Origin of the sequence: Pseudomonas sp. SBT1-2 (assembly GCF_028640875.1) — a bacterium.
Classification (GTDB): domain Bacteria; phylum Pseudomonadota; class Gammaproteobacteria; order Pseudomonadales; family Pseudomonadaceae; genus Aquipseudomonas; species Aquipseudomonas chlororaphis_I.
In genome coordinates this window covers 61,893-80,673 of the sequence record NZ_JAQZAA010000066.1, presented here as the reverse complement: position 1 = coordinate 80,673, position 18,781 = coordinate 61,893, and the positions used below count along the sequence as shown (strand labels likewise).

Sequence of the window (18,781 nt, the reverse complement as noted above, 5' to 3'; positions counted from 1 at the left end):
ATCGACATGAACGACTTCAACACCCTGGAACTGCTGAAAGACCCGCGTGGTTTCGCCACCCTGTGGCTCAGCCGTGAAGAAAAGAACAACGCCTTCAACGCCGAAATGATTCGCGAGCTGATCCTCGCCCTGGATCAGGTGCAAAGCGATCCGGCCCTGCGTTTCTTGCTGGTGCGCGGCCGCGGCAAGCACTTCAGCGCCGGCGCCGACCTGGCCTGGATGCAGCAGTCGGCCGAACTCGACTACCACACCAACCTCGACGACGCCCGCGAGCTGGCCGAGCTGATGTACAACCTGGCCAAGCTGAAGATCCCGACCCTGGCCGTGGTGCAAGGCGCGGCCTTTGGTGGCGCCCTGGGCCTGATCAGTTGCTGCGACATGGCGATCGGCGCCGACGATGCGCAGTTCTGTCTGTCGGAAGTCCGCATCGGCCTGGCCCCGGCGGTGATCAGCCCGTTCGTGGTGCAGGCCATCGGCGAACGCGCGGCACGCCGCTATGCCCTGACCGCCGAGCGCTTCAGCGGCCAGCGGGCCCGGGAAATCGGCCTACTGTCGGAAAGCTACCCGGCAACCGAGCTGGAGCAACAAGTGGCGTCGTGGATCGACAACCTGTTGCTCAACAGCCCGTGCGCCATGCGCGCCAGCAAAGACCTGCTGCGCGAAGTCGGCAACGGCGCCCTGACCCCGGCCCTGCGTCGCTACTGCGAAAACGCCATTGCCCGCATCCGCGTCAGCCCCGAAGGCCAGGAAGGCCTGCGCGCCTTCCTGCAAAAACGCCCGCCCAGCTGGCAGCCCGCCCCGACCACCAAGGAGCCGCGTTGATGAGCGCCCCTGTCCTGACCACCCTGCTGGTGGCCAACCGCGGCGAGATCGCCTGCCGCGTGATGCGCACCGCCAAGGCCCTGGGCCTGACCACCGTGGCCGTGCACAGCGCCACCGACCGTGACGCCCGCCACAGCCGCGAAGCCGACCTGCGCGTCGACCTGGGCGGCAGCAAGGCCGCCGACAGCTACCTGCAGATCGACAAACTGATCGCCGCCGCCAACGCCAGCGGCGCCCAGGCGATTCACCCCGGCTACGGCTTTCTCTCGGAAAACGCCGGCTTCGCCCGCGCCATCGAAGCCGCCGGCCTGATCTTCCTCGGCCCGCCGGCGTCGGCCATCGACGCCATGGGCAGCAAGTCGGCGGCCAAGGCGCTGATGGAAACCGCCGGCGTGCCCCTGGTCCCCGGTTACCACGGCGAAGCCCAGGACCTGGAAACCTTCCGCGTCGCCGCCGAACGCATCGGCTACCCGGTGCTGCTCAAGGCCACCGCCGGCGGTGGCGGCAAGGGCATGAAAGTGGTGGAGGACGTCAGCCAGCTGGCCGAAGCCCTGGCCTCGGCCCAGCGGGAGGCGCAGTCGTCCTTCGGCGACTCGCGGATGCTGGTGGAAAAGTACGTGCTCAAGCCGCGCCACGTGGAGATCCAGGTGTTCGCCGACCAGCACGGCAACTGCCTGTACCTCAACGAGCGCGATTGCTCGATCCAGCGGCGCCACCAGAAAGTCGTCGAAGAAGCCCCGGCCCCCGGCCTGAGCGCCGAACAGCGCAAGGCCATGGGCGAAGCCGCGGTACGCGCGGCGCAGGCCATCGGTTACGTCGGCGCCGGCACCGTGGAGTTCCTGCTGGATGCCCGCGGCGAATTCTTCTTCATGGAAATGAACACCCGCCTGCAAGTGGAGCACCCGGTCACCGAAGCCATCACCGGGCTGGACCTGGTGGCCTGGCAAATCCGCGTGGCCCAGGGCGAAGTGCTGCCGATCACCCAGGATCAGGTGCCGCTGATCGGGCATGCGATCGAAGTGCGGCTGTACGCCGAGGACCCGGGCAACGACTTCCTCCCGGCCACCGGGCGCCTGGCGTTGTACCGCGAATCGGCGGCGGGCCCTGGACGGCGGGTGGACAGCGGCGTCGAGGAAGGCGACAGCGTGTCGCCGTTCTACGACCCGATGCTCGGCAAGCTGATCGCCTGGGGCGAGAACCGCGAGCAGGCGCGTTTGCGCCTGCTGGGGATGCTCGACGAGTTCGCCATCGGCGGGCTGAAGACCAACCTGGCGTTCCTGCGGCGCATCATCGCCCACCCGGCCTTCGCCGCCGCCGAGCTGGATACCGGCTTTATCCCGCGCTATCAGGATCAGTTGCTGCCACCGGCCACCGCCTTGAGCGACGAGTTCTGGCAAGCCGCCGCCCAGGCGTTCGCCCAGAGTCAGCCGGACCAGCTGCGCGCCGACGACCGTCATTCCCCCTGGGCCAAGGCCAATGGCCTGCGCATCGGCCTGCCGCGGGAAACCGTGCTGCACCTCGACTGCGAGGGCCAGGACCGGGCGATCAAGCTGGACACCAACGCGGCCATTGCCTTGCACGGCGAACAGCTGTCGATCGAACACAAGGGACTGCGCCAGCAGCACCGGGCGATTCGCCAGGGCGACAGCCTGTACCTGCAGTGGCAGGGCGAGATGCACCGGGTCACGGCCTATGACCCGATTGCCGCGGTGGAGGCCAGCCACAGTCATCATGGCGGCCTGACCGCGCCCATGAACGGCAGCATCGTGCGGGTCCTGGTGCAGGCCGGGCAGAGTGTCGACGCCGGCGCGCAACTGGTGGTTCTGGAGGCGATGAAGATGGAACACAGCATCCGCGCACCGCAAGCCGGGGTGGTCAAGGCGCTGTATTGCCAGGAAGGCGAGATGGTCAGTGAGGGAAGTGCCCTGGTGGAGCTGGAATAAGCTCCTGAGGCAGAAGATCGTTCCCGCAGCTTTGCGGGAACGATCGTATTTTTACGTCAGAATTTAGCGGTAGCCTGCACTACCACACCAATAATCCGACACTCATCGCTGTAAAGCGTCTTCGGATAAGTCGGATTCAACGGCACCAGATAACGTTGCCCACCCTCTTCCACCAGCTTGCGGAAAATCGCTTCGGTACTGCCCGGGCATTGCACGATCACCAGCTTGCCGGGAACCGCTTCCACCGCCGGATCCACCAGGATCAACATGTCCTGGGCGATGCTCAGGCCACTCGGGGCAATCATCGCGTCGCCCACCACGACCAGCCAGAACGCCGAGCCTTCGGCCTGGTAGTCGGAGAGCTCGTAACGCTCGGCGGCGTAGCCCGCACCACCGGCCTCGCGCACCTCGCCAACGCCCCGCCAGTCGCTGACCGGGTAGCGAAAGTACGGGTTGTACTTCTGCACCAGTGACGGCCCTTCCAGCAGCAACTGGCCCTCGTCATCCACCTGTGGTTTTTCGCGGATCACCAGCGCGACTTCGAGAAAACCCAGGCCGATTTCTTCCAGCACCCGGTTCATGTCTTCGATCTTCGGCTGGCGCCGTTTGCTCAGCCAATGGCCGATGCCGCCCTGGGACATGCCCAGGCGCTCCGCGAGCTTTTCTTGTGTGACCTTGCGGTCCTTCATGTTGGATTTAACCAACTCGATCCATTTGTCCATGGACCGGAACAATACGTTGTGTATTTCCGCCCTCAACACACAAGTTGTAGTATTTGAAACCTAGTCACAAATACATTAAGTATTACCATTCCTCAGACCCTCTTATTCCACGTCAAAGGATGGAACCGCTCATGAGCACAACCAGCAAAGATGCACCGGAACTGGAAACCGATGTCGGCTTCAACGCCCTCAAGGACAGCGAGGCCGCCCGCCGGGCCATGGACTACTACTTGAAGCCGGCTATTGCAGAAGCGTCGATCGACGAGAAGTTCTTCGAAGTCAAAGACAGCATCAGCAGCGAGGAAGCGATGATCCACGCTTCCGACCTGCTGCGTTGTGCCGCGGCCAGCGCCTACGAGGCCGCCGACCACCTGCGGGGAACCCGGCGGGACCTGGCGTTTTCCGTGGTGCACATGATCGACATGGCCAAGGCGCTGGTGGATCGCTCGCTGGACAGCCAGCGCCAGGAATGAGATGCGCGGCAGAATTCGCCCACGGCCGATCCGGCCGATGAACAAGGCTGACAACAGGGACAGGAAATTATTTTCTAAACGGGGGGGGAAAACATTTGACTTGCAAATGATAATGATTATTATTGCAAGCAACTGGTCGCGAGATCAGTCGATAACCCAAGAGACCTTAGGTCGGACTCCTGGATTATCTCCTCATCAGGCTAATCACGGTTTTTGACCCGGCTTTTTGCCGGGTCTTTTTTTTCTGCCAGTTTTTCTGGCTTGGCTTCAGGCTAATGAAGACTGGGTCCCGCTAAATTGGCGGCGATGATAGCAAAAGAATGCCTCATTGCAAGCCGACGCCCGCCGCAACGGCTCGCAAATGCAAAAACAGCGCTTGAGAATCAATCGCATAGCTTCTAAGCTGCTTTCGCGTCAAGGACGACGCCCCCCCTCTCCCGCGGAAATTACCCCGGTATTTTCCCTGCCTTGCTAAAGTAACGGCCATAAAAAATCCTGTTCAGGAATCGACCATGACCGTGGCTCAAAGCTCGTTTCAAATCTCTGCCAATTTCGACAGCGGCAATATCGAAGTACTGGATGCCAGCAACCCCTCGCAAGTCCTGCTGGCCATCAAGCCCGATACTCGCAGCGCGCATTTCCAGTGGTTCCACTTCAAGGCCAGCGGCCTGCGTGTCGGCCAGGAACACTGGTTCCGCCTGAGTAATGCCAGCAAGTCCTCGTACAACAAGGCCTGGAGCGGTTATCAGGCGGTGGCGTCCTACGACCACGTCAACTGGTTCCGCGTGCCGACGATTTTTGAAGGCGACACCCTGCGCTTCTGCCTTGAAGCCACCCAGACCCACGCCTGGTTCGCCTATTTCGAACCCTACAGCCGCGGCCGGCATGACTGGCTGATCGAGCAGGCGCTGACCAAGGCCGGCACCGAACTGCTGGCCACCGGCAAAAGCGTCGAGGGTCGCGATATCCAGCTGCTGCGCAAAGGCAGCGGCGGCGAAGGCCGACGCAAGGTCTGGATCATCGCCCAGCAGCACCCTGGCGAGCACATGGCCGAATGGTTCATGGAGGGCGTGATCGAACGCCTGCAGCACCGTGACGATGCCGAGCTGAACAGGCTGCTGGCCAGCGCCGATCTGTACCTGGTGCCGAACATGAACCCCGACGGCGCCTTCCACGGTCACTTGCGCACCAACGCCATGGGCCAGGACCTGAACCGCGCCTGGCAGAGCGCCAGCCAGGAGCTCAGCCCGGAAGTGCTGTTCGTCCAGCAGCAGATGGAGCAGTACGGCGTCGACCTGTTCCTCGACGTGCACGGCGACGAAGAAATCCCCCATGTGTTCACCGCCGGCTGCGAAGGCAACCCGGGCTACACGCCGCGCCTGGCCAAGCTCGAGGAGCACTTCCGCAGCCACCTGAAACACAAGACCCGGGACTTCCAGACCACCCACGGCTACACCAGGGACAAGCCCGGCGAAGCCAATATGACCCTGGCCTGCAACAGCGTCGGCGAGAAGTTCGACTGCCTGTCGCTGACCCTGGAAATGCCGTTCAAGGACCACGACGATAACCCCAACCCGCTCACCGGCTGGTCGGGCAAACGCTCGATGCAACTGGGCAAGGACGTCCTCAGCACCGTGGCCGACATGGTCGGCATCCTGCGCTGATCCTGCTGCGCTGGCCGCGGCGCGAACCGCGGCCGGCGCCTATTGCACCGGCACCCGCCGGCAATCCTCGGGCCCGAGCAAGCGCCCATCCGCCGAGCGCAGCTCCAGCGGTCGCAGCGGCAGTCCCTGCTCGCGGTCGACCATCAGCGAATGCGCTTCCCCCTCCTCGTAGAAATACGCCTCGCCCCACTGCCGCAGACCGATGATCAGGTTGAACAGGCCGTTGCCCTTCTGCGTCAGCACGTACTCCTGATAGGCACTGCCGTCGGACGCCGGCAGCACCTCGAAGATGCCGTGGGCCACCAGGGTCCGCAGGCGGGCGGCGAGGATGTTCTTGGCCATCCCCAGATTGCGCTGGAACTCGCTGAAGCGGCGGATGCCGTCAAAGGCATCGCGAATGATCAGCAGCGACCACCAGTCACCGATAGCGTCCAGCGAACGGGCCACCGGGCACTCGGCGCCCTCCAGGCTTGTGCGTTTGACCATGATGCAGACTCGCGACAGGAAAGTGGTTGCAATATAAAACCAGCCTCTCTACCGTACAACTGGTTTCATAAAGCAACCAGAACTCACGGAGCCGAGCATGACAGCCGCAATCGCCCCTTTGCCATCCGCCACCATTCCGGCGTCGGTGGTGCTGCTCTTTGCCATTGCCTGCGGGCTGGCGGTGGGCAATGTCTATTACGCCCAACCCCTGCTCGATGCCATGGCCCACAGCCTGGACATGCCGCGAGCGACCATCGGCCTGGTCATCACCCTGACCCAGGTCGGCTACGGTCTCGGCCTGCTGTTCCTGGTGCCGCTGGGCGACCTGCTGAACCGCCGGCGCCTGATCGTCGGCCAGACGAGCTTGTCGGTCGTGGCCCTGTTGATGGTGGCGCTGGCGGCGGACAGCACTTGGCTGTTGCTGGGCATGGCCCTGACCGGGCTGCTCGCGGTGGTGACCCAGGTGCTGGTGGCCTATGCCGCCAACCTGGCCGCGCCAGGCGAACGTGGCCAGGTGGTGGGTAGCGTGACCAGCGGCATCGTGCTCGGGATCCTGTTGGCGCGCACGGTCTCGGGAACCATGGCCGACCTGGCCGGCTGGCGTTCGGTGTACCTGCTGTCGGCCGGGCTGACCCTGCTGATGGCGCTGCTGTTGTGGCGGGTGCTGCCCAAGGTCGAGCAACCGGCGGCAATGCACAGCTACGGCCAACTGATCCGTTCGCTGTTCGGTCTGTTCCGCGAAGAAAAGGTCCTGCGCGACCGAGCGGTGCTGGCGATGCTGATCTTCGGTGCCGGCACCGTGTTATGGACCCCGCTGGTGCTGCCCCTGAGCGCCCCGCCGCTGTCGCTGTCGCACACCGAGATCGGCCTGTTCGGCCTCGCCGGGGCGGCCGGAGCCCTGGGCGCCTCGCGTGCCGGACGCTTGGCCGACCGTGGCCTGGGACAATGGACCAGCGGCCTGGCGCTGAGCCTGATGCTGGCCTCCTGGTGGCCGATCGCCTACACCCAATCGTCGCTCTGGGCCCTGCTGCTGGGGGTGATCGTCTTCGACCTGGGTTTGCAGGCGGTGCATGTCACCAGCCAGAGCCTGATCTACAGCACCCGCCCCGAGGCCCAGAGCCGCCTGGCCGCGGGCTACATGCTGTTCTATTCGATCGGCAGCGCCAGCGGCTCGATCGGCGCCACCGCTATGTACGCCTGGGCGGGCTGGACCGGGGTGTGCCTGCTGGGCGCCACGATCAATGGCGTGGCGCTGCTGTACTGGCGGTGGAGCCTGAACCCGCGCAAAGCACCGGTGTGTGCCGGTTGAAACACATTGCCAGGGCTCTTGAGCGCACCGCCCTGCTCTCAGTCCTTGCCGCGCAGCATGCTTTCCAGCACCCCGTCGCGGCGCACCCAGCCATGGAACAGCGCCGCCGCCAGATGCAGCAGCACCGTCAGGAACAGCAGGTAGGCGAGAAAGCCGTGGGCCTTGCGCAACCAGGCGAACAGCGGGGCATTGGCCGGCAGGAGCGACGGCAGCTGCAGCGAACTGCCAAGCATCACCGGATCACCCGCCGCCGAAATCATCGCCCAGCCCAGCAGCGGCAGGATCAGCATCAGCGCGTACAGCAGCACATGGGAGGCCTTGGCCGCCAACGCCTGCCAGCCCGGCAGGTCCGCCGGCAGTGGCGGTTGCCGGGTGGAAAAGCGCACGACCAGGCGCACGATCACCAGCAGCAGAATGGCAATGCCCAGCGGCTTGTGCAGGTGGATCAACCACTCATGGCGCTCGGACACCGAGGCCACCATGCCGGCGCCGATAAACAGCATGCCGATGATCATCAGCGCCATCAGCCAGTGCAGCAGGCGCGCCAGTGGCGCGAAATGATTCGGTTGGGCGCTCATGGGCGGGACTCCTGGGCAGCATGGGGCAATTGATCGACTTCACTGGTGCGGCGCAGATAGGAACTGGCGTAGGCCGCCGAACGGGCCGCCAGCAGCGGGTCGTCGGAGGCGGCAATGCCACTCGGCAGCACCAGCGGGTCGTAGTTGATGTCGCGGCATTCGCCCTCGTTCTGCGGCTGGCTGCGCTCCAGCACCAGGGTCCCGGCATTCAGCACCTTGCGCTCGCTGGGCCAGGCCTTGCTGGCATCGTCGGTCGGGTCGCCCGGGTTGGCCAGGGTGATGCTCAAGCGCCAGCGCAACGGCCCCGCGGCCAGGCGCTGCACCAGGTCTTTTTCCAGGAAGTCGTTACCCTCAGGCACCACCGCGCCGGGCGCGTCCTGGGTCAGCGGCACCACGCCCCAGCGCACCGCCTGGCGTTGCCCGGTGGCGCTCACCAGGTAAAACGCGTTGATGCCGTTGTAGGTTTCGGTGGCGTAGCTGGCCGAGGGCTTGGCGCTTTTGATCCATTGCAGGAACGGCATGGCTTCCGGGTGGGCGGCGAAAAACGCCGGCACGCTGGCCGGGTTCGGCTTGCCGGTCGCCGGGTCTGGCGCACTGGCCTGCTGCAACTGGTAAAACGCTTCGGGGGTGCCCACCGGGAACACCGGCATGCTGTTCATCCCGGTGCGCCATTGCTGGCCGTTGGCCTGAGTGAAACGCAGCGCCAGGCTGCGGATCGGCACACTGCCGTCAGGTGCATAGGGGTTGCCGGGGGGCAAGGCGAAACGCCCGACCACCGGGGTCCGCGCTTCGTTGAACACCTGGGCGCTGGAATAGCTGCGGGCTTCGCCGCTGCTCTCGAAATAACCGACCACGCACACACCCTTGGCGTGGTTGCGACGGAAGCCCGGATGTACGCCGTTGTTTTTCTCCAGCACATCCACCAGGGCCTTGGGGGTCAGGCGCTGCGGATCGAAAGTGCCGTTTACATAAGCCATGGCGCCGGCCAGGGCCGCGACCACCAGGGCGATCCCGCCCAGACGCAGGCTCAGGCTGGCCGCGCTCAAGGGCGGACGATCAGGGGGTGATGGACGATCTACCATGAATATCTCCAGGGCCGCGGGCCACAGGTGGAAAGGACAGGTCAGACGTACCCCGGCAAGCTTTATTCCCGTCGCCGATATTTATTTTCCGAGCACTGGAATAACCTGCACGACCAGGCGTCTGGCTGTTGCAAGCACGCTGTTGCAAGCGTAGCGACTGGCCAACGATCCGCAGGAACCCATGAACGATATCGACGAACAGCTGCGTGAAATCATCCCCCGGTTGCGGCGTTTCGCCCTGTCCCTGAGCCGTCAGCCCAGCAGCGCCGACGACCTGGTGCAAGCGAGCCTGGAACGGGCGCTGTCGAGCTGGGGCGAAAAACGCCCCGAGGGCGATCTGCGGGCCTGGCTGTTCGCCATTCTCTACCGCCAGTTTCTCGACGCGCACCGCCGCTCACGGCGTTATGCGCGCATGCTGGAATTCTTCACCGGGCGCGACGACGCCCAGCCTTCGGTGGAACGCAGCGTGGTCGCGCAATCGACCCTGGAAGCCTTCGACCGCCTGCCCGCCGAACAGCGCGCGCTGTTGCTCTGGGTCTCGGTGGAAGGCCTGAGCTACAAGGAAGTCGCCACTATCCTCGACGTGCCCACCGGCACCGTGATGTCCCGCCTGTCCCGGGCGCGCCAGGCCCTGCGCCAGCTCAGCGACGGCGAAATCAGCAGCCCTTCTTTGCGGATACTCAAATGATCAGCCTGCCCCCCAGCGAACGCGATCTGCACGCCTACGTCGACCATCAGCTCAGCGAGAGCGACCGGCGCCTGCTGGAGACCTACCTGAGCAGCCACCCGCAGCTCGCCGCCCAGGTCCAGGCCTGGCAGCAGGACGCCCAGCAGCTGCGCGCGGCCCTCGGCGGCGCTCTGCAGCAACCGGTCAACCCCAACCTCGACCCGGCGCTGATTCGCCAGCGCCTCAAGCGCCAGTCGCGCCGCCACCTGGCCAGCGCCGCGCTGCTGTTGATCGCCCTCGGCGTCGGCGGCCTGAGTGGCTGGCAGGCGCGGGAAATGACCCTGGCCAGTGCTCTGCCGCTGCCAATGACCGACGCCCTGCAGGCCTATCGCCTGTTCGCCCAGCAAGGCGTCCTCCCGGCCGACCTCGAAGTCCGGGGCAACGGCGCCATGCAGGCCTGGCTCGATCGCTACTTCACCCAGGCCGAGCGCCTGCCGGACCTGCGCGAGGCCGGGTTCCAGGCGGTCAGCGGGCGTTTGCTGAGCACCGATCAAGGACCGGCGGCGATGGTGCTGTACGAGGACCAGGGTGGGCACAGGATCAGTTTCTATATCCGCCCGCCGGGACCGAAGAACTACCTGCTGCCCCGGGGCAGCCGCAGCGATGGCGAACTGCAGGCCGACTACTGGTCCGACAGCGGCTACAACTACGCCATGGTCAGCCCCAGCGGTTCGGCGGTGGCGCAGCGGCTGCAGGATACCCAGAAGTTCTGACCCATGGCAGCCGCATCCCCGTGGGCCGGCCTTGAGACCGCCAGAGGTCCTTCGGACCTATCGCAGCCTGCGGCAGCGGCTACCTCGACCCCGTCATCTGGGCCATCACCTTCTCCTGTAGCCGCTGCCGTAGGCTGCGATCGGCAGCGAAGCAGCCGCAGGATCTGCGCCACGCCACAAACACCTGCGACTAGCACAATAGGGTCACTCCCCCCTTTAAAACCCCACATCCAGCACCACATTGTCGATATAGGTCCCCGCCGGCGGCGTGGCCTGGTCGGTGTAGATCCGGGCGTTGTAGTTGAACACCTGGCTGCCGGTGCCCAAGCCGTTGCCGGGGTTCACCTCGGCGTCGGAACTGGCCCGCCGCGCCGCGCCCACGCTGCCCCAGCGGGTGGTGCCGGCGCTTTTGAAGATGTCGTAGGCCAGGTAGTTGCCCCCCGAGATCATCCGCCGCCGCCCGCCGACGCTGACGGGCTGCTGGCCATCGTCCAGGCCCACGGTGTAGGCACTGCCCTTGGTACAGGCGAGGTTGATGGTCTGCCCGCTGACAGTGGCGAAGGCGCTGATCACCGGCGCGCTGCCGAAGCTGATGTTGGGCGCGGTGATCACGCAGTCGTTGGCCACCGTCAGGTTGACCGTCAGGCTGGCGACGCCGCTGCCGATATCGCGCCCCAGGCATGCGCCCAGCGCACCGATCCCCGCGCAGTAGTTCCAGCTCCAGGCAATGCTCAGGGTCTCGGTGTAGATGCCGGCGGCGACGTTGCTGCCGGTGATGCTGCCCAGGTAGATCGGTATGGCCTTGGCCACGGTCGGGCTGCCCAGCAGCCCCAGGGCGTCGACGATGGAGTTGCGCGCGAAGTCGAACTGCACGCCGCGGGTGATGGGGTAATTGGTGCTGTTGTCGCCGTAGATCGTGTAGCCGATGACATCGCCGGTGGGGCCCAGCAGCCCGCTCTGCGAGGAGGTGATGGTGGCGTAGAAATGGTCGTTGCTGGCCATCAGGGTCGCCAACGAGCCGGTGCAGGCCAGGCCGGCGTTGGTGCTGGAAGCAGGTTGCGAGGTGGTGCGCACCAGGATCGAACTGAGGGTGCCGAAACTCGCCGGCGAGGTACTGACCACCGAGCACAGGGCCTGGGCCGCCCCTGGCAACAGCAGCGCCAGCAGCAACAACCCCCGCCCCCAAAAACGACGCAACCTGTCCATGTTCACTGACTCCCGATTCCGTTCATGCATCCTCACTGACACACCAGCGGCCCAATCAACGGCACCTGTTCCTGCTCCGGCTCCAGGGCAAAGCTCACCTGGCAGCTGCTGCCGTCGGTGAGGCTGACCCGCAGGTTGTTGTTCGGCGCCAGGTTTTCCAGGTACACCAGGCCGTCCCAGCCCACCACCGTCTGGGCGCCGCTCTGCTCGTGGGTCACCAGGCTGCCCAAGGGCAGCTCATGGTGCCGGGCATCCACCAGGACCAGGCTGGCGGCGAGGATGCGGGTCAAGGGGAACTCCACCAGGTAACCGCTGCCACGACGCACCGCGACCCGCTGTTCGACCAGCGGGCTCTGCACGTTGGCCGGCAGGTTCAGCGGGTCGATCTCGTATTTGCCGCGGTAATAGGCGCTGCTCCAGGGCACCAGCAGATGGCCATTCTTATCGGTGCTTCCTACCAGCTGGTTTTCGTAGCGCACCGGAATATCCCGGTAGCCGTCGGTGCTGACCACCACGAAGGCATCGTCGATGCGGTTGGCGGCGAACACCTGGCGGTCCATCCACACCAGCGAACCGCTGGCATCGGCCCAGCGGGTTTGCGCCTCGCTGGAACCATAGACCCCGGCCTGCAATTGCACCGACTGCAAACGCCAGGTCAGGTCGGCCTGGCGGTAGGCCGGCGCATCGCCCTGGGCATATCCGAGATTGAAGCCGAAGCCGCCCTCGCTGGGCACCGCCCGGCTGTAGTTGACCCGCTGCCGGTTCTGCCCGTCCTTGCTGCGTTCGCTGCTCAGGCTGAGGCTGCCGTGGAGGTCGAACGGAATCACCAGTTGGGCCTGGACCGCCCAGTTGCTGTCGCCGATCTCGCGGTTGGCCGACAGGTAGAAACTGCTGCTGCGCCACAGCGGCTTGCTCCAGGTCAGGTTGAGCAGGCGGGTGCGCGAATCGTCCGCGGCGCGCACATCGAAATAGCCGGCGCCGAGGCTGCCGTAGCGCTCGAGGTTGAGGCTCAGGGTCAGCTGTTCGCTGCGCTGGCTGAGGCTGGCGTAGGGGCTATCCACCAGCGTCAGGTCGGCATAGCCGTCGCGGCGCTGCATGCGCTGGTAGGAGAGGCTGTAGCGTTGGCTGCTGTACTGATAACCGAGGCTGATCTGCTGCCCGCCCTGGCCGTCGAAGCGGCTCTGGCTGATGGCGCTGTTGAGCACGCCGAAATTGCCCAGGCGCAGGTTGCCGCCGAAGCCGCCGAGGGTCAGGGACTCTGCAGCTTCGGCATGGCCTTCCAGGGTCAGGTTATCGCTCAGACCGTAGCGCAGGCTGCCGGAGGTGACGCCTGGGCCATAGCTGAAATCCTTTAGCGTGTAGTCGCGGCGCAGGGTCCCGGCGGCCACCGAGAAATCGCTCAGGCCTTGTTGCAGCAGGCTGCTGGTGACATAGAACGGCACGGTGGTGGACACCTGTCGCCCCAGGGCATCGGTGGTCACCACCACCGCTTCGCCGGCACCGTTGATGAACGGGATATTGGTCAGGGTGTAGGGCCCCGGCTGCAGGTCGGCGCTGCTGGACTTGTAGCCGTTGATAAACAGGTCCACCGAGGACGGCACCGCCGCCTCCCCGGCGAACTGCGGCAAGGGGTAGGTCACCAGATCCGGGCGCACGGCAAAGTCGCGGGACAGTTGCACGCCGCCCAGGCGCACCGCGTTGCTCCAGGGCAAGGCGCCGCTGACCAGGTCGCCGGCCTCGTAGGTCAGCAGGCGTTCGTCGTCGGAGTAACGCCAGGTCGTGTCGTAGCGGCGGTAGCCGTTGTTCAGCGTGCCCTCGCCGAGGCCGGAAAAGGTCCGCCGGTACTGGCCGGTGTTGGACAGGGTGCCCCAGCTGTCGAACAGCCGCACCTCGTTCCAGGCGGCCAGGTAGGTGCCGGCATCGTCGGTGTCGTTGAGGTACAGATCGTAATTGAGCAAGGCGCCGAAACTGCTCAGCGCCGGGGTTCGTGGATAGGCCTGGCGGCTGCCGATCCGTTGCTCCGGCAGCCAGTCCGGCGGCACCTCCAGCAACAGGCGCTGGCCCTGGCTGTCGTAGTCGCTGTGCAGCCCTCGCAGGCTGTCGAGGGCGACCTGCGCATCGAGCCCTTCGGGCAATTTCATCCCGCTTTCCCGCAGGGCCTGGGCCGGCACGAACAGGCGTCCGGCACGTTGCTCGACAGCGATCACTCGCCCGGTATTCATCTGATTGACCACCAGTTCCAGGAACAGCTGGGCATCGCTGATCGCTTCCATGCCGCTGGGCGGCGGCGGCAGTTCGCCCCCCAGGCTGGCGGAGGCGAACACCCAGCAACACAGCCCGCTCGCCGCCCACCCCGGGCGCCAGAAACGACGAGCTGCGCCGAGGCTCATTGTGGCTTTTCGTCCATCGATGGAGACCTTTCTTCCATGGTCAGCCGTGGTTCCCGTTACCGGTCAGCCCGAGCGGCAGCTCTGCAACCCCGCCTGTCCGCGGCGGCAAGCGGCTTTAGCGGGCCGGCGCAACGCTCTGCACCTGCGGCGCGCCATTGACCCGCACCTGCAGCACCGCGTCCGTGGTCGGCGCAGCGGGCAACGGCCAGCGCATGATCGCCCCCGGCAGCACGTAGCCCAGCAGCCCTTCCACCAGGGGCCGGGTCTGCCCCGCCTGCTTGAACGCCACGTCGGTCAGGCGCGCATGCACCGCGCCCTGGTTGCGCACCTCCACGTAATTGCGCCCATCCACCGCCACCTTGCGCCAGCTCAGCTCGGGCACGCCGGCGCTTTTCGGGTCGCGCTGGCGGGTGCTGTCTTCCTTGCTCCAGAGCCCGGCACCGTAGGCGAACAGCGGCACCGAATAGCGCATCTGGAACCGGATGGCCGCCGCCGTCTTGCCCTCGCCTTCGGCAATCGGCGGCTGGGCCGAGGGGATTTCATCGATGATGATGCGGTAGGCCAGCTCCTGGCCGGGCGGGACTTCGCGGGTCCGGGTCAGGCGTACCAGTTGCTTCTGCCCGGGCGCGATCTTCGCCACCGGCGGGCTGCCGATCACCTCCCGCTGGTTCTGGTACTGGTCCTCGAAGCCGCTCTGGCTCCAGGCAAAGACCCGGATCTGCAGGTTGGCGGTTTCCGTGCCGCGGTTTTCCAGCCACAAGGCGCTGGCTTGCTGGTCGGCCTCCAGTACCGGGTCGATCGGCCAGATCAGCACCGAGCTGGCGGCGCTTGCCTGGGCCGCCCCCAGCAACGCCATGGCCAGCACGGCACAACGAATGGCCTGCAAGCGCCGGGAAGTCGAATACATGCTGCTACTCCTTATGGTCTTGCCCCATCACCACGACAGCTGCACCTGCAGCACATCGCTGTACGTCCCCCCAGGCTGGTTACCCGGTAATTGCACCTGGCCGTAGATCGGCAGGCTGATGTCGTTCGCGTCGCTGTAGGCCACCGCCACGCTCTGGCCAATGCCCAGGCTCTGGCTGAACGCGGCGTCGCGAAACAGCTGATAAGCCACCCGCGCACTGCCGCCATCGAGCTGCATGTGCCGTCCGCTGCTGTTGTACTGGCCGCCGTCGACACTCATGTTCAGGGTCACCCCCGGTGTGCATTGCAGCTGCACGCTGCTCGCCAGGGCGACCTGCAACGTGCTGGTGGATAACGCCGACTGGCTGCCGAAGTCCAGGCTGCCGTAATTGCTCACCCCGCCCACCACCAGGCACCCGGCGACCACCGTGGCGCTGACCTGGAAGCTCTGGCTGGTCACCGCTGCCAGGGGCAGCGGCAGGCTGCTGGCACCGAACAGCACCAGCGCCGCGCAGGCGTGACGGGCCATGGCGTCAGAAGGTCAGTTCGACGGCGACGGTATCGGTGTAGGTCCCCGCCGGCAGGCCGGCCTTGCCAAGCGCCTTGCCGTAGATATTGACGGTCTGCGCCACACCGGTGCTGGTGGCCAGGTTGATGACATCGTCGATGGCCAGGAGCTGCGAGTGGCCGGAGTCGGTGTACAAGTCGTAAGGCACGAAGTTGCCGCTGCCATCGGCCAGGGCCCGGGTACCGCCGGCGGACTCACCGTCATGGGCGCCCGCGCGGACCTTCACCACCGGGCTGGTGCCGCTGGAGCAGAGGATCGACAAGGCCCCGCCGCCGCCACCGAGCACCTGGGCCGTGGCCTGGGTGAACAGGCTGTCGGTGGTGCCGAAGTTCAGGGCGCCGAAGTTCAGGCCGCTGCTGCCGCCTGCGCCGTTGACCTGGCAACTGCTGGTGAGAATCAGGCTGGACGTGATCTGGCCGGTGACCGTCGCGGCCTGGGCACTGGAGAAGATCGCGAGGCCAAGCAGGGCCAGGGCCATCCGGGATACAAACATATGCATGACATTCGTCCTCTTGGGGTTTACCAATCCAGCGTGACCGTCAGGGTGTCGGTGTAGACCCCTGCCGGCAGCGCGCGGGTATTCGCGACCACCGAGCCAAACACCGGGATCGGTACCTGGGCTCCACTGGTAACGGCGAAATTGTGTTGTTGACCGATGCTGTAGCTGTCGCTGCCGGACGCATCGAGGAACAGCCGATAGGCAATGGTCTGGCGGCCATTGCTCAGGCGCCGGGTGCTGCCGTCGCCGTTCAGGCCGCCGTCGATGGTCACGGTGAACCCGGTCACCGAAGGGTTGCAGGCGACTTCCAGGTGGCCATTGCCAGCGCCGCTGAGGCTGGCATTCAGGGGATTGGCCCAGGTCGGGCCGTGCTGGCCGAAATCCAGCAGGCCGAAGTCGCTGAGCGGGCTTTCGGGGGTGCTGGTGGCGCCATTGGTCACTTCACAGCCGGCGATGATGGTCAGCCGCGCATGGATCTGCCCGCTGATCGCCGCTTGCGCGTGCTCAGCCAGCAGTAGCAGGGAACCCAGGGCCGCCAGCGCCCAGCGTCTACTTGTCATACCGCATCCATCCCAGATCCATCAGGACTCTCCCTTGACCGCTCATGGCGAGCGACTTCCCTGTACCGCCCGGACCCACCGGACGGCTCCTTCACGGTCACTACCAGGTAACCGTCACTTTCAGCAGGTCGGAATAACGACTGACCCGCGGGATCTCGGCCAGCGGTTCGATCCGCCCGTACAACGGCAGCTCCACCGAACCCGAGTCCGGCACCCGGCCGCTCACCGGCACGTTCACCGGCAGAGGAATGCGCCGGGCCGCGTCCTGGTACAGGCGATAGGGAATAGGCTTGCTGTGTTCGGCCCTGCTGGCCAGGTAACGCACTTCGCCGACGCCTCCGTGTTGTCCGCCGTCGACGCGCAATTGATAAGGGGTGTCCGGGTTGCATTCGAGCCTGGGCAGGCGGGCGTCGAGCAACGCCGCGCTGAGGGGACCGGCGGGGTTGTCGAGGCGCGGGCTGCTGCCGAAATCCAGCACGCCCAGTTGCTCGATGCCGGCATCGCGCTGCTGCCCCACCAGCTGGCAGCCACGCTGCACGTTGACCCGGACCTCCACCTGGAGCTCCGCGGCCCATGCCGTCGCGCCAAGCAGCATGCTCATGACTGCGAAAACCAGCTTGCCATTCAACGCCTCAATCCTTTTGAGGAACGATAGGTACAGCTCAGGTTAGTCAGCGCTGGGGAAATCGCCAGCGTCGGGGGGCAAGCCGCGTGCCAATAAATCCGCCCCCTGAGCGCCCGGTGCACCGTGGTCGAACACAGTGACACGGGCAAAAAGCTGTACCGACCCGAGCTTTTCGTAGAACCAATCGGTGCCTTCAGACAGCGCTGGATGCCGGGCCGGGGATTGGTTAAATTACCGCGCCGGTTCCAGGGGGGGAGCGGGCCTGGAACAATCGGGGTGACACCATTGGCCGCTTTACCGCCAAACCGCTCGCTACGCCCATCGCGCTGGCCCAGGCTGCGCGCGTTCTTCGGCAAGGCCTTCGCCCGACCCGCCGCCAGCACCAGCCACGGCCGGGTGATTCACGAGTATTTCCGGCACAAGGCCCACGACCAGGGCTACACCCTGAGCCACAGCCAGCAGCGGGTGATCGACTACATGGCCCAGCAGGCCAACGCCCTGCTCCAGCCAGACGCCAGGCCAAACGCCAGCCGCAGCCTGTATCTTTATGGCGCGGTGGGACGGGGCAAAAGCTGGCTGCTGGACGGCTTCTTCCGCGCCATCCCGCTGGCGGAAAAACAGCGCCTGCACTTCCACGATTTCTTCGCCCAACTGCATCAGGGCATGTTCCGTCACCGTGAGCAGCCCGACGCCCTGGAGGCCACCCTCGACGAACTGCTCAGCCATTGCCGGGTGCTGTGCTTCGACGAGTTCCACGTCCACGACATCGGCGACGCGATGCTGATCACGCGGCTGTTCAAGGCCCTGTTCCAGCGCGGCATCCTGCTGCTGGTGACCTCCAACTACGCCCCCCAGGGTTTGCTGCCCAACCCGCTCTACCATGCGCGCTTCAAGCCGGTGATCGACCTGATCGCCAGCCGCATGCAGGTGATGGAGGTCGGCGGTCCCCACGACTATCGCAGCCAGCCCCGCAGCCATTCGCAGCAGGTATTCACCCAGGGCCGTTACCTGTGGCCCGGCAGCGAGCAGCAGCGCCAGAGCCTGGGCCTGCCACCACGCAACAGCCCGACCTCGGCGCTGATGGTCGGCGCGCGCCAGCTCCAGGTGCGGTTGTGCGAACAACACCGCGTGGGTTTTGCCTTCAGTGACCTGTGCGAACAGCCGACCGCGGTCATGGACTACCTGGAGCTGAGCCGGCGTTTCGACCACTGGATCATCGACGAGCTGCCCGAACTGGGCGAATGCCCGATTGCCGTGCAGCAGCGCTTTATCAACCTGATCGACGTGCTGTACGACCAGGACAAACACCTGACCCTGATCGGCGAACGCTCCCTGCGCGAGAGCTTGGGCGGCAACGCCATCGACCTGGCGCGCACCCGCAGCCGCCTGGGCCAGTTGCAGGAAATCGCCGCGGATACGCCACTACCCTGAACCGGCGGTCGCCACCCGCCGCCCCGCGCCGCTATCATGGCGGCCATTTCCAGGGCCACGCGCCCTCCTCCTGCCTG

At 65.7% G+C, this 18,781-nt stretch carries 19 protein-coding genes; 8 read left to right on the top strand and 11 right to left on the bottom strand.

Annotated features, from left to right (window positions below):
* The first annotated feature begins 6 nt into the window (after positions 1-6).
* Together PVZ78_RS10525 and PVZ78_RS10520 are read left to right on the top strand one after the other, a co-directional pair.
* Positions 7-822 (top strand): gamma-carboxygeranoyl-CoA hydratase, encoded by an 816-nt coding sequence (locus PVZ78_RS10525; RefSeq protein ID WP_016701921.1) that lies wholly within the window; start codon positions 7-9, stop codon positions 820-822.
* The gene (locus PVZ78_RS10520; RefSeq protein WP_273828656.1) at positions 822-2,765 is read left to right on the top strand and encodes an acetyl/propionyl/methylcrotonyl-CoA carboxylase subunit alpha; all 1,944 of its coding nucleotides are present in this window, start codon (positions 822-824) and stop codon (positions 2,763-2,765) included. Before PVZ78_RS10525 ends, PVZ78_RS10520 begins: the two co-directional genes overlap by 1 nt.
* A 56-nt stretch (positions 2,766-2,821) precedes the next feature.
* On the opposite strand, the gene PVZ78_RS10515 is transcribed toward PVZ78_RS10520, so the two are convergent.
* Entirely contained in the window at positions 2,822-3,487 is a 666-nt protein-coding gene (locus PVZ78_RS10515) for a LexA family protein (protein WP_009049820.1), read from the bottom strand.
* Positions 3,488-3,618: 131 nt separating this feature from the next.
* Here PVZ78_RS10515 and PVZ78_RS10510 point away from each other — a divergent pair, with 131 nt between their 5' ends.
* Both PVZ78_RS10510 and PVZ78_RS10505 read left to right on the top strand, forming a co-directional pair.
* Positions 3,619-3,960 carry a DUF6124 family protein gene (locus tag PVZ78_RS10510; protein WP_009049821.1) on the top strand — a complete coding sequence of 114 codons (342 nt, stop codon included), beginning with the start codon at positions 3,619-3,621 and terminating at the stop codon, positions 3,958-3,960.
* Positions 3,961-4,472: 512 nt separating this feature from the next.
* Positions 4,473-5,624 carry a M14 family metallopeptidase gene (locus tag PVZ78_RS10505; RefSeq protein ID WP_273828655.1) on the top strand — a complete coding sequence of 384 codons (1,152 nt, stop codon included), beginning with the start codon at positions 4,473-4,475 and terminating at the stop codon, positions 5,622-5,624.
* 39 nt (positions 5,625-5,663) lie between these two features.
* On the opposite strand, the gene PVZ78_RS10500 is transcribed toward PVZ78_RS10505, so the two are convergent.
* Positions 5,664-6,110: a winged helix-turn-helix transcriptional regulator gene (locus tag PVZ78_RS10500; protein ID WP_009049823.1), complete on the bottom strand. Its 447-nt coding sequence runs from the start codon at positions 6,108-6,110 to the stop codon at positions 5,664-5,666.
* A 97-nt stretch (positions 6,111-6,207) separates the two neighbouring features.
* On the opposite strand from PVZ78_RS10500, the gene PVZ78_RS10495 reads away from it, so the two are divergent.
* Positions 6,208-7,419, top strand: a complete 1,212-nt coding sequence (locus PVZ78_RS10495) for an MFS transporter (RefSeq protein ID WP_273828654.1) — start codon at positions 6,208-6,210, stop codon at positions 7,417-7,419.
* 38 nt (positions 7,420-7,457) lie between these two features.
* Here PVZ78_RS10495 and PVZ78_RS10490 read toward each other — a convergent pair whose 3' ends face one another.
* On the bottom strand, positions 7,458-7,997 hold the full coding sequence (locus PVZ78_RS10490; protein WP_273828653.1) for a cytochrome b: 540 nt from the start codon (positions 7,995-7,997) through the stop codon (positions 7,458-7,460).
* Complete coding sequence (locus PVZ78_RS10485) at positions 7,994-9,079, bottom strand: catalase family peroxidase (protein ID WP_101282842.1); 1,086 nt, start codon at positions 9,077-9,079, stop codon at positions 7,994-7,996. The genes PVZ78_RS10490 and PVZ78_RS10485 overlap by 4 nt, the downstream gene beginning before the upstream one ends.
* A gap of 181 nt (positions 9,080-9,260) precedes the next feature.
* Here PVZ78_RS10485 and PVZ78_RS10480 point away from each other — a divergent pair, with 181 nt between their 5' ends.
* Both PVZ78_RS10480 and PVZ78_RS10475 read left to right on the top strand, forming a co-directional pair.
* Positions 9,261-9,767: an RNA polymerase sigma factor gene (locus PVZ78_RS10480; protein WP_009044629.1), complete on the top strand. Its 507-nt coding sequence runs from the start codon at positions 9,261-9,263 to the stop codon at positions 9,765-9,767.
* Positions 9,764-10,519, top strand: a complete 756-nt coding sequence (locus tag PVZ78_RS10475) for an anti-sigma factor family protein (protein WP_009049827.1) — start codon at positions 9,764-9,766, stop codon at positions 10,517-10,519. The genes PVZ78_RS10480 and PVZ78_RS10475 overlap by 4 nt, the downstream gene beginning before the upstream one ends.
* A gap of 216 nt (positions 10,520-10,735) precedes the next feature.
* Here PVZ78_RS10475 and PVZ78_RS10470 read toward each other — a convergent pair whose 3' ends face one another.
* The 7 genes from PVZ78_RS10470 to PVZ78_RS10440 form a co-directional block, all read right to left on the bottom strand.
* Positions 10,736-11,725, bottom strand: coding sequence for a Csu type fimbrial protein (locus PVZ78_RS10470; RefSeq protein WP_038633673.1), 990 nt, complete (start codon positions 11,723-11,725; stop codon positions 10,736-10,738).
* Positions 11,726-11,757: 32 nt separating this feature from the next.
* A complete protein-coding gene (locus PVZ78_RS10465; protein ID WP_273828652.1) occupies positions 11,758-14,115 on the bottom strand; it encodes a fimbria/pilus outer membrane usher protein in 2,358 nt (785 codons plus the stop codon).
* A 115-nt stretch (positions 14,116-14,230) separates the two neighbouring features.
* A complete protein-coding gene (locus PVZ78_RS10460; RefSeq protein ID WP_028682799.1) occupies positions 14,231-15,022 on the bottom strand; it encodes a fimbrial biogenesis chaperone in 792 nt (263 codons plus the stop codon).
* Between the two features lie 27 nt (positions 15,023-15,049).
* The gene (locus PVZ78_RS10455) at positions 15,050-15,550 is read right to left on the bottom strand and encodes a Csu type fimbrial protein (protein ID WP_009049831.1); all 501 of its coding nucleotides are present in this window, start codon (positions 15,548-15,550) and stop codon (positions 15,050-15,052) included.
* A 4-nt stretch (positions 15,551-15,554) separates the two neighbouring features.
* A complete protein-coding gene (locus tag PVZ78_RS10450; protein WP_009049832.1) occupies positions 15,555-16,088 on the bottom strand; it encodes a Csu type fimbrial protein in 534 nt (177 codons plus the stop codon).
* Positions 16,089-16,108: 20 nt separating this feature from the next.
* Complete coding sequence (locus tag PVZ78_RS10445) at positions 16,109-16,648, bottom strand: Csu type fimbrial protein (RefSeq protein ID WP_009049833.1); 540 nt, start codon at positions 16,646-16,648, stop codon at positions 16,109-16,111.
* Between the two features lie 100 nt (positions 16,649-16,748).
* Positions 16,749-17,249: a Csu type fimbrial protein gene (locus PVZ78_RS10440; protein WP_443218355.1), complete on the bottom strand. Its 501-nt coding sequence runs from the start codon at positions 17,247-17,249 to the stop codon at positions 16,749-16,751.
* A gap of 309 nt (positions 17,250-17,558) precedes the next feature.
* On the opposite strand from PVZ78_RS10440, the gene zapE reads away from it, so the two are divergent.
* Positions 17,559-18,704, top strand: coding sequence for a cell division protein ZapE (gene zapE / locus PVZ78_RS10435; RefSeq protein ID WP_273828650.1), 1,146 nt, complete (start codon positions 17,559-17,561; stop codon positions 18,702-18,704).
* Positions 18,705-18,781: the final 77 nt, after the last annotated feature.